Raw genomic sequence first — 8,584 nt, 5'->3', positions numbered from 1 at the left:
GATCGCCGCGCCTCCGGAAGGGATCCGGGGGCGCGGCGATCGCGTGTCGGGGCCGCGGGCGGTCAGTCCTCCTCGACGGTCTCGAACACGTCGGGTTCCGGGGTGGCGAGGCCGCCGAGGTCGCGGACCTTCTCGCGGAACGCGTCGGCGCTCATCGCCGCCCGGTGCGACTGCGCGTCCGTCCAGCGCGCCGTCTCGACGAACACCTCGGGGCTGCGGGTCGAGCGGTACAGGGTGTGGCTGAGGAAGCCGGGCTGGCTGCTCATGTGCTCGGTGATGCCGGTGAGGACCTTCCGGAACGTCTCGACGTCGCCGTGCACCGTGAGTCGGTTGATGACCGTGATCATGTCCTGTCTCCTGTGGGTCGTTCCGAGGGGGACGCCGACGCTCCGACGGCCTCGCGCAGGCTGCGGCGGAGGATCTTGCCGTTCGGCGAGCGGGGGATGCGTTCGACCACGTCGAGGTACTTGACGTGCTGGTAGTAGGGGAGCCGGTGGTTGACGAAGGCGGTCAGCTCGTCGAGGTCGGGGCCCGGGTCGCCGGCCGCGCCGGCGCCCGGTGCGAGGACCACGAAGGCGTGCGCCACCGCGCCCGTCGCCGCCTCGGGGTGGTCGACGACGGCGCAGTCCCGGACGGCCGGGTGGCGGATCAGGACCTGCTCGATCTCGGTCGGGGAGACCAGCCAGTTCTCGTGCTTGAAGACGTCCTTGATCCGGTCGACGAGGAACAGGTGGCCGTCCTCGTCCTGGTAGCCGATGTCGCCGGTGGAGAACCAGCCGTCGGCGTCGGTCGCCGGGCCGCCGGCGTGCAGGTAGCCGGCCATCAGCTGCGGACCGCGGACCTGGACCTCGCCGCGTTCCCCGGCCGGCAGCGGGGCCCGGCCGTCCACGTCCACCACCCGGCACTCCGTTCCGGGGACGGGCCGGCCGACCGAGCCCGGGCGGGGGTCGGCGGGCAGCTCGCAGTGGGTCAGCGGTGAGGTCTCGGCGAGCCCGTAGCCCTGCACCACCGGGACGCCGAACTGCTCGCCGAGCGCCCGGGCCGGGGCCGGCAGCAGCGCGGACCCGCCGGACAGCACCGCCTTGACGGTGTCCAGCGCGAGCTCCTCCAGGGCCGGGTCGGCGGCCAGGGCGGCGAGGCGGACCGGCAGGCTGTAGAGGTGGGTGGCCCGGTGCCGGTTGGCCGCCGCGACGGCGGCGGTGGGCGCCGAGTCGGGGCAGAGCACCTGCGTCGCCGCCGCGTACACCGCCGAGTTGAGGTGCATGGGGTGGTACAGCGGCAGGTGGTTGACGGTGACGGAGTCGCCGTCCAGGCCGTGCACGGCGGCGATCTGCGCCGCGTTGGTCACCAGGTTGCGGTGCGTCAGTTGCACGGCCTTCGGGTCGCCGGTGGTGCCGCTGGTGAACTGGATGCACGCCACCGCGTCCAGGTCGGGCGCCGGGTCGCGTTCGCCGGGCGGCAGCAGCCCGATGGGCAGCCGCTCGGCGGTGATCACCCCGCCCAGCCCCGGCAGCCGCGGGCGCAGCCGCTCCAGCCGTTCGGCGACGTGCGGCGGGGCGACCACCACGGCCACCTCCGCCGTGCCGAGGGCGTGGACCATCGCGTCGTCGCCCATCAGCGGGTTGACGACGGCCACCGTGTGGCCGGCCCGGACGGCGCCGTAGTAGGCGACCACGAACGGCACGTCCAGGCTCGCCACCACGCCCACCACCGCGCCGGTCCGGCCGACCGCCGCGGTGAGCGCGCCGGCCGCGGTGTCCACCTCGGCGTCGAGGTCCGCGTAGGTCGTGTCGCCGAGCGGCGTGCGGACGGCGACCCGGTCGGGGGCCTCGGCCGCGGCCCGGCGCAGCAGGCCGTCGAGCGGGAGGTCGGGCACCAGGCCGTCGAGCCGGAGGTCGGGACCGGGGGCGGGGGCCGGGCCGACCACCGTGTCAGCCGCGGGCCGCACGGAGGCGCTCCTCGGCGAACTGCTGGGCGTAGCGCAGGGTCTGCAGGCTGTTGGTGCTGAGCACCCGGCGCAGGTAGGCGCGGGCGTCGGCGACCGTGGTGCCCTCGCCGAGCAGGTGCAGGGCGGAGGGCTTGACGGTGGCGGTGTGCCGGGCCCTGGCGATGACGCCCTCCGGGGTCTCCTCGAACAACCAGTGGCCGGTGTGGCCGTCCAGCAGGGCCGGGAGGTTGATCTGCTTGTAGATGATCTTGTTGATCTCGGGCAGGCAGACCCGGACGGACCGGGTGGTGTGCTCGCTCCCGTCCGGGGTGTGGGTGTGCATGTCGAAGAACTGGATGCCGGGGGTGTCCTCGGTCATGTCGAGCTTGGTGACGTGCGGGACCCGCTCGGGCCACCGGTCGGCCGCGTACAGGAACTCGTAGACGTCCTCCAGCCGGCCGCCGATGAACAGCGGGTCCTCGAAGGAGATGACCCGGGGCTCCAGGTCGCCCCACTGCTCGGCGGTCCCGCGCAGCGACTCCACCTGGGCGGGGGCGCGCTCCTCGTGCTCCGCCGTCGTCCGGGCGACCGCCTCGGGGTCGTCGCCGGCGACGGTGAAGGTGTGGACGAGTTCCACCGCGGTCGCGCCGTCGCCGTGCGGGGTGAACGTCCAGGTGGCGGTGGCGGACTCGAGCGGCGCCGGCGGCGCCACCTGCTCCAGCGCGATCCGCAGGTTCGCGCGGTCGAGCCGGCGGCGGGCGTCCCACGTGTGCACGTCGGTGCCGCCGGTCAGCGCCCAGCGGCGCACCAGCTGGGTGCCGTCGGCGTCCTCCTCGAGGACCTCGCCGTGCACGGCGGGGCCGAAGTGCTGCACCCAGGCGGCGAGGTCCGCCGTCAGGTCGAAGCAGAGCCCGGCCGGTGCCCGGACGATCGCGTTGTGCCGGACGGTGTGCGTGGTCGACATGCTGTGTTTCCTCTCGACGGATCTGGTTCCAAAAGGTCACGGGCCGTGCGGGGCCCGCGGGTTCGGGGCCGGGCGAGGCCGCCGGTCAGCGTCCGCCGGAGACGTCGACGACGGAGCCGGTGATGTTGCCGTTCGCGGCGGAGCACAGGAAGGCGATCGTGCGCGCCACGTCGTCGGGTGTGCTGAGCCGCCCGGTCGGCGTGCGGAGGGTCTCGCGTTCGCGGACCTCGGCCGGCAGGTCGGCGAGGACGCCGTCGGTGCGCGTCAGGCCGGGGCTGACCACGTTGACCAGCACGCCGTCCGGCCCGGCGTCCCAGGCGAGGCTGCGGGCGAAGCCGTGCAGGGCGGCCTTGCCCGCGGCGTAGAACTCCTGCCCGGGGGCACCGTCCCGGGCGAGGTGGGAGGAGAGCAGGGCCACCCGGCCCCACCCGCGGGCGCGCATCCCGGGCAGCACCAGCTGGACGGTGCGCAGGGTCTGCTCCAGGTTGTCCCGAAGCAGCGGCTGCCACTCCCCGGCCGGCACCTGTTCGGTGCGGCTGCCGGGCGGGCGGCGCCGGCCGCGGCGGAGCGCGTTGGCGACCAGGACGTCGACGCCGCCCCAGCACCGTTCGACCTCGGCGAGCGCCGCATCGACGGAGGACGGCTCGCCCAGGTCGTACGGCACGGCGAGGGCCCGGCCCGCGGCGGCGCCGAGCTCCTCGGCGAGGGCCCGCGCCCGCTCCCCGCCCGTGCGGTACGTGATCGCCACCCGGGCGCCCTCGGCGGCGAACGCCCGGGCGGTGTGCCGGCCGATGCCGGCCGAGGCGCCGGTGACCAGGACGGTCCGGCCGGTGAGCCCGAGGTCCACGGTCACACCTCCCGGGCGGCGGGGCGGATGCCGCGCAGCACGTCGAGGGCCTCGGCGAGGTCCGCCGGGGCGAGGGGCCCGCCGCGGGCGCACAGGTAGCCGTCCGGCCGGACGAGCAGCCAGCCGCCCGGCGGCAGGCCGAGATCGGCACGGAGCGCGCCGTCCGGGTCCGGCAGTCCGCCCGGGCCGTCGCCGCCGACGATGCGCACCGACAGCCAGGCGCCGTGCTCCTCGCGGGCCGTCGCGGCGGCCCCGGCCGCGCCCCCGTGGCCGGCGGCGACCACCAGGCTGGGCCGGAGGTCGCGCAGTTCGTCGAGCAGGGCGCTCCACCCGGGGCCGTCGGCCCGTTCCGCGGCGACCTGGCCGATCCGGCTGCCGGAGCGCGGCCCGGCGGCCCCGTCCGGGCGGCGGTCGGGGACGGTCAGCGGGCTGTCCGCGTAGTCCAGCGACAGGGCGGACATCGTGCCGATGATCTTCCGTTCGATCCGGCCGCGCAGCGGGGCCAGGTTGCGGACGAGGGCGAACACCAGCGGCAGGGCGGCGCCGGCCACCGAGTTCCGCAACTGCACCAGGCGGGTCGCCCGGCGGGTGGAGCCGAGCAGGGCCCGGCCGACCGGCACCCGCTCGGCCGAGTAGCTGTCGAGCAGGGCGGACGCCGCCAGGCCCTGTACGACCAGGGCGAGCTTCCAGGCGAGGTTGTACGCGTCCTGGAGGCCGGTGTTCAGGCCCTGACCGGAGGCGGGGCTGTGCACGTGCGCGGCGTCCCCGGCGAGCAGGCAGCGGCCGCCGCGCATGGCGGGGACCATGCGCTGCTGGATGGTGAAGACCGACACCCAGCTCGGCCGGTGCACGGTGACGGGCCGGCCGAGCCCGCGGCGCAGCTTGCCGGCGAACCGCTCGGCCACGTCCTGCGGATCGCCCCCGTAAGAGGTGTCGGCGGTGTCCAGCAGCCGCCACTTGCCCTCCTGCGGGAAGGGGACGGCCATGACCGTGCCGCTGCCGACCTTGATCCAGTGGATGCTGTTCTGCGGCAGGTCCACGTCGACCTCGGCGTCCGCGATCAACCAGGTCTCGGTGGAGTCGCCGATCAGCGGCAGCCCGAGCAGCCGCCGGACGGTGCTGTGCCCGCCGTCGCACCCCACCAGCCAGTCGAACCGGGCCCGTTCGGTGCCGGCCGGGCCGCCCAGTTCGACGGTCACCCCGTCCTCGTCCTGCTCGAAGCCCTCCAGCCGCACCCCCCACTCGATCTCCACGCCGTGCTTGGCGACGGCCTGGCGCAGCACGTCCTCGGTGGCGGCCTGATCCACCATCAGGGTCATCGGGAAGCGGGTCGGGACCCGCGAGTAGTCCGGCCCGAGGACGGCCAGCCGACGGCCGTTCAGGTGCATGGTGAACCGCTGGACCACCCGGCCGCGCGGCATCATGTCCGCCAGGACGCCCTGCTGGTCGTACACCTCCAGCGAGCGGGCGTGCGTCGCCATCGCCCGGCTGGTGGCGGCGGGACCGTCGGCCGCGTCGACCAGCCGCACCGGCACGCCGCGCCGGGCGAGCTCGAACGCGGTCGTCAGACCGACCGGGCCGGCGCCCGCGACCAGTACCCGCGGCCCGTCCGGCGGCGCCGCCGGGCCCTTCTCCGCCGTCGTCATGTCCGCCTCCTGGCAGTGTCGGTGGCCCCGGCCGTGGTCCCGGCGGGGTCGGTGGCCCCGGCGGGGCCGGAGCGGGAGCGGGCCCGGAGCGCGGCCGGGGCCACCGGGAGCAGCCCGGACCGGCGCGCCTCGGCGAGCGTGGGGGCCCGCCGGTCGCGCTCGGAGAGCAGCCGGCCCGGGATGTCCGGCCACGGCAGGGCCAGCTCCGGGTCCAGCGGGTGGATCGTCCGCTCCAGCTCCGGCCGGTACGGCGCGGAGCAGAGGTAGAGCACCGTCGCGCCCTCGGTGAGGGCGGTGAAGCCGTGGCCCAGCCCCGGCGACAGCTGCACGGCCCGCCGGTGGCCGGGACCGAGCCGGACGGAGTCCCACTGCCCGAACGTGGGAGAGCCCACCCGGACGTCGACCACCACGTCCAGCACCTCGCCCGCCACGCAGGTGACGTACCGGGCCTGCCCGGGCGGGGTGGCGACGTAGTGGACGCCGCGGACCACGCCCCGACGGGAGACCGAGAGACCGGCCAGGGCCACCGGCACCGGCGCGCCGGGCCCGGTCGGCCGGTCCACCGAGTACAGCTCCGTGAAGGTGCCGCGCTCGTCGTGGTGCGGCCGCAGCTCGACCTCCCAGGCCCCCTCCACCGCTAACGGACGCATGCCGCACGCTCCTTCCGCACCACGTCCTCCAGCACCGGGACGGCCTCCGCCGGCGAGGGGAGGCCGGCGATCTCCTCCGCCAGCCCGGCCGCGGCTCCCCGGGCCCCCCGGTCGGCCAGCAGCGCCCGGACGCCGTCCGCGACCCCCGCCGCGTCGGCCCGCTCGGGCGGCAGCCAGCGTCCCGCGCCCAGCTCCGCCAGCCGCTGCGCGTACACGGTGGTGTCGGACAGGTAGTACGGCAGGACGAGCTGCGGCAGCCCGTGCACCAGGGAGGTCATCGCGGTGCCCGGCCCGCCGTGGTGGACCACCAGGTCGCAGGCCGGCAGGACGGTGTCCAGCGGGAGCCAGCCGACGGCACGCACCGACTCCGGCAGCGGCCCGGCGGGCGCGTCGTCGCCGGTCGCCAGCACCGTCTCCACCCCCGCCCCGTGCAGGGCCTCCGGAAGCGCCGCCAGCAGCTCGGACCTGACGGCGGGAAAGGCACTGCCCAGCGTCACGCAGACCCGGGGACGCTCCCGGGGACGGTGCACCCAGGACGGCACCGGGGCAGGGCCGTTGTACGGCAGGTAGCGCACCCGCCGGACGGGCGCGGCCGGAACCCCCGGCAGCTGCAGCCGCGGCGGGCACGGGTCCAGCAGCAGCCGCGGCGCCGGCAACCCGGGCAGACCCAGCGCCGCCAGCTCCGGGGCCAGCTCCTGCTCGGCCGCCTCGGCGTACAGCCCGGACAGGCGCAGGCCCCAGCCGTGCTCCACCCAGGGCAGACCGAGGTGCGCGGCGACCAGCCGGCCCGCGTACTCGGTCGGTTCGCTGACCACCAGGTCCGGGCGCCACAGCTCGGCGATCCGCACGGTCCGCTCCAGGACGTGCGCGGCCAGCCGCCCGAAACCACGGCCGCTGCGCCGCACCCGCCCTTCCGGGTCGGCCGGCCGGGCCGCCGGCGTCCCGTCCCGCTCGAAGCCGATCATCCCGCCCATCGACACCCCGCCGGCGTTCGCGGCCGCGGGCAGGCCCGCCCCGGCCGCCACGTCGGGGAATTCCCCGGGCGCCACCAGCAGGACCTCGTGCCCCGCCGACCGCAGTGCCCAGGAAATGGGCACGAGCGGCAGGACGTGCCCGTACATGGGCGCCGCGGTGAGCAAAATCCTCATGCGCCCCACCATGACAGAGCCGGGCCTCTCCGGAATAGGGCGGAATCGGCTCCTCGATTCAGGGTCGAGCCGGACTCGACCGCTTCTCAGGTCCGCGCGCGGGAAACTGCGGGCGGGCCGAACCGGCCCAGGATTCGGAGGGCCCAGAAAATGCGCGTGCTGTTCACGACCTTCCCCTCGCCGTCCCACCATTTCCCGATGGTTCCGCTGGAATGGGCGGTGCGCTCGGCCGGCCACGAGGTGCGCGTCGCCAGCGCGCCCTCCCTCACCGCGGCCGTGACCGCCTCCGGGCTCCCCATGGTCGAGGTCGGCTCCGCGGTGAGCCTCGGCGGCAGCGCCCGCAACCGCGACCTGACGGCCTGGCACGACCACGACCGCTGGCCGGCCCGCTGGCCGGTCGAGCCCGCCCTGCTCGACGACTCCCGCAAGCGACTGCTGGAGGCCCTCGGACAGCGGCAGTTCGCCATGGCCGGCAGCATGCTGGACGACCTGCTGGCCTTCGCCCGGCACTGGCGGCCCGACCTCGTCGTCCACGACGCCGTCTCGTACGCCGGCCCGGTCGTCGCCGCCGCCCTCGGCGTGCCGAACGTCAGCCACCTCTGGGGCAGCCCCGGCCTCCAGAAACTCGAGATGAAGGGCTTCGGCGACGAGCCGCAGGACGGCTACGCCGCGCTCTTCGACCGGGTCGGCGCCGACGTGCGGACCCGGCCCGCCGCCTGGATCGACCCGTGCCCGCCGAGCATGGGGTTCGGCCCGCTGCCGGACGTCCGGCAGGAACGGTACGTCCCCTACAACGGCCCCGGCACGATGCCGTCCTGGCTGCTCGACCCGCCGCAGCGCCCGCGGGTCTGCGTCACCTGGGGCGCCACCACGGCCGAACTGCTCGGCTCCGCCATGACGGACCTGCTCCGCCAGGCGGTCGAGGCGGTCGCCGGCCTGCCGGTGGAGGTCGTCCTGGCCACCACCGCCGACCAGCGCGACCTGCTCGGGGAACTGCCGCCCTCGGTGTGCACCGCGGTCTCGCTGCCGCTGCACCTGCTGCTGCCCGGCTGCGCCGCGGTGGTCCACCACGGCGGGGCCGGCACCACCCTCACCGCGGCCGGCGCCGGCGTCCCCCAGGTGACCGTCACCCGCCGGCCCGAGCCCACCCTCAACGCCGAGCGCCAGGCCGCCACCGGCGCCGGCATCCACCTCACCTACGGCGAACTCGCCCGGGAGGCCGACCCGGTCACCGCGATCCGCGAACGGGTCGCCGCCGTCCTCGCCGGGGCCTCCTACCGGGACGCCGCCCGGAAACTCGCCGCGGAGATCGCGGAACAGCCCGCCCCGGCCGAGGTCGTCGCCGAACTCGAAAAGCTGGCCTGAATTCCCCGGACCACCCGCGCCGGCCGGAAACCGGCGG

8 protein-coding genes are annotated in these 8,584 nt (G+C 76.0%); 1 reads left to right on the top strand and 7 read right to left on the bottom strand.

Annotation, left to right across the window (positions count from 1 at the left end; all coding sequences use genetic code 11):
• Nucleotides 1–62: 62 nt before the first annotated feature.
• The 7 genes from AB0M03_RS24110 to AB0M03_RS24080 form a co-directional block, all read right to left on the bottom strand.
• On the bottom strand, nucleotides 63–347 hold the full coding sequence (locus AB0M03_RS24110; RefSeq protein WP_363494136.1) for an antibiotic biosynthesis monooxygenase family protein: 285 nt from the start codon (nucleotides 345–347) through the stop codon (nucleotides 63–65).
• Nucleotides 344–1,948: an AMP-binding protein gene (locus tag AB0M03_RS24105; protein WP_363494134.1), complete on the bottom strand. Its 1,605-nt coding sequence runs from the start codon at nucleotides 1,946–1,948 to the stop codon at nucleotides 344–346. The genes AB0M03_RS24110 and AB0M03_RS24105 overlap by 4 nt, the downstream gene beginning before the upstream one ends.
• The gene (locus tag AB0M03_RS24100; RefSeq protein ID WP_363494132.1) at nucleotides 1,932–2,891 is read right to left on the bottom strand and encodes an aromatase/cyclase; all 960 of its coding nucleotides are present in this window, start codon (nucleotides 2,889–2,891) and stop codon (nucleotides 1,932–1,934) included. The genes AB0M03_RS24105 and AB0M03_RS24100 overlap by 17 nt, the downstream gene beginning before the upstream one ends.
• Before the next feature lie 85 nt (nucleotides 2,892–2,976).
• A complete protein-coding gene (locus AB0M03_RS24095) occupies nucleotides 2,977–3,738 on the bottom strand; it encodes an SDR family oxidoreductase (protein WP_363494130.1) in 762 nt (253 codons plus the stop codon).
• Between the two features lie 2 nt (nucleotides 3,739–3,740).
• Nucleotides 3,741–5,384: an FAD-dependent oxidoreductase gene (locus AB0M03_RS24090; protein ID WP_363494128.1), complete on the bottom strand. Its 1,644-nt coding sequence runs from the start codon at nucleotides 5,382–5,384 to the stop codon at nucleotides 3,741–3,743.
• Entirely contained in the window at nucleotides 5,381–6,034 is a 654-nt protein-coding gene (locus tag AB0M03_RS24085) for a dTDP-4-dehydrorhamnose 3,5-epimerase family protein (RefSeq protein WP_363494126.1), read from the bottom strand. Before AB0M03_RS24085 ends, AB0M03_RS24090 begins: the two co-directional genes overlap by 4 nt.
• Nucleotides 6,022–7,182: a nucleotide disphospho-sugar-binding domain-containing protein gene (locus tag AB0M03_RS24080; RefSeq protein ID WP_363494124.1), complete on the bottom strand. Its 1,161-nt coding sequence runs from the start codon at nucleotides 7,180–7,182 to the stop codon at nucleotides 6,022–6,024. Before AB0M03_RS24080 ends, AB0M03_RS24085 begins: the two co-directional genes overlap by 13 nt.
• Before the next feature lie 198 nt (nucleotides 7,183–7,380).
• On the opposite strand from AB0M03_RS24080, the gene AB0M03_RS24075 reads away from it, so the two are divergent.
• Nucleotides 7,381–8,547 (top strand): nucleotide disphospho-sugar-binding domain-containing protein, encoded by a 1,167-nt coding sequence (locus tag AB0M03_RS24075; protein ID WP_363494122.1) that lies wholly within the window; start codon nucleotides 7,381–7,383, stop codon nucleotides 8,545–8,547.
• The last annotated feature ends 37 nt before the right edge of the window (nucleotides 8,548–8,584 follow it).

This window comes from Kitasatospora sp. NPDC051914 (genome assembly GCF_040680995.1).
In the GTDB taxonomy this organism is placed as follows: Bacteria; Actinomycetota; Actinomycetes; order Streptomycetales; family Streptomycetaceae; genus Kitasatospora.
The sequence above is the reverse complement of the archived record's forward strand: the minus strand, read 5'-3'. Positions and strand labels throughout refer to the sequence as shown.

Coding starts and splice junctions, on each gene's coding strand:
- AB0M03_RS24080 (WP_363494124.1), bottom strand. CDS start 7,182: ATGAGGATTTTGCTCACCGCGGCGCCCATGTACGGGCACGTCCTGCCG.
- AB0M03_RS24085 (WP_363494126.1), bottom strand. CDS start 6,034: ATGCGTCCGTTAGCGGTGGAGGGGGCCTGGGAGGTCGAGCTGCGGCCG.
- AB0M03_RS24100 (WP_363494132.1), bottom strand. CDS start 2,891: ATGTCGACCACGCACACCGTCCGGCACAACGCGATCGTCCGGGCACCG.
- AB0M03_RS24090 (WP_363494128.1), bottom strand. CDS start 5,384: ATGACGACGGCGGAGAAGGGCCCGGCGGCGCCGCCGGACGGGCCGCGG.
- AB0M03_RS24110 (WP_363494136.1), bottom strand. CDS start 347: ATGATCACGGTCATCAACCGACTCACGGTGCACGGCGACGTCGAGACG.
- AB0M03_RS24075 (WP_363494122.1), top strand. CDS start 7,381: ATGGTTCCGCTGGAATGGGCGGTGCGCTCGGCCGGCCACGAGGTGCGC.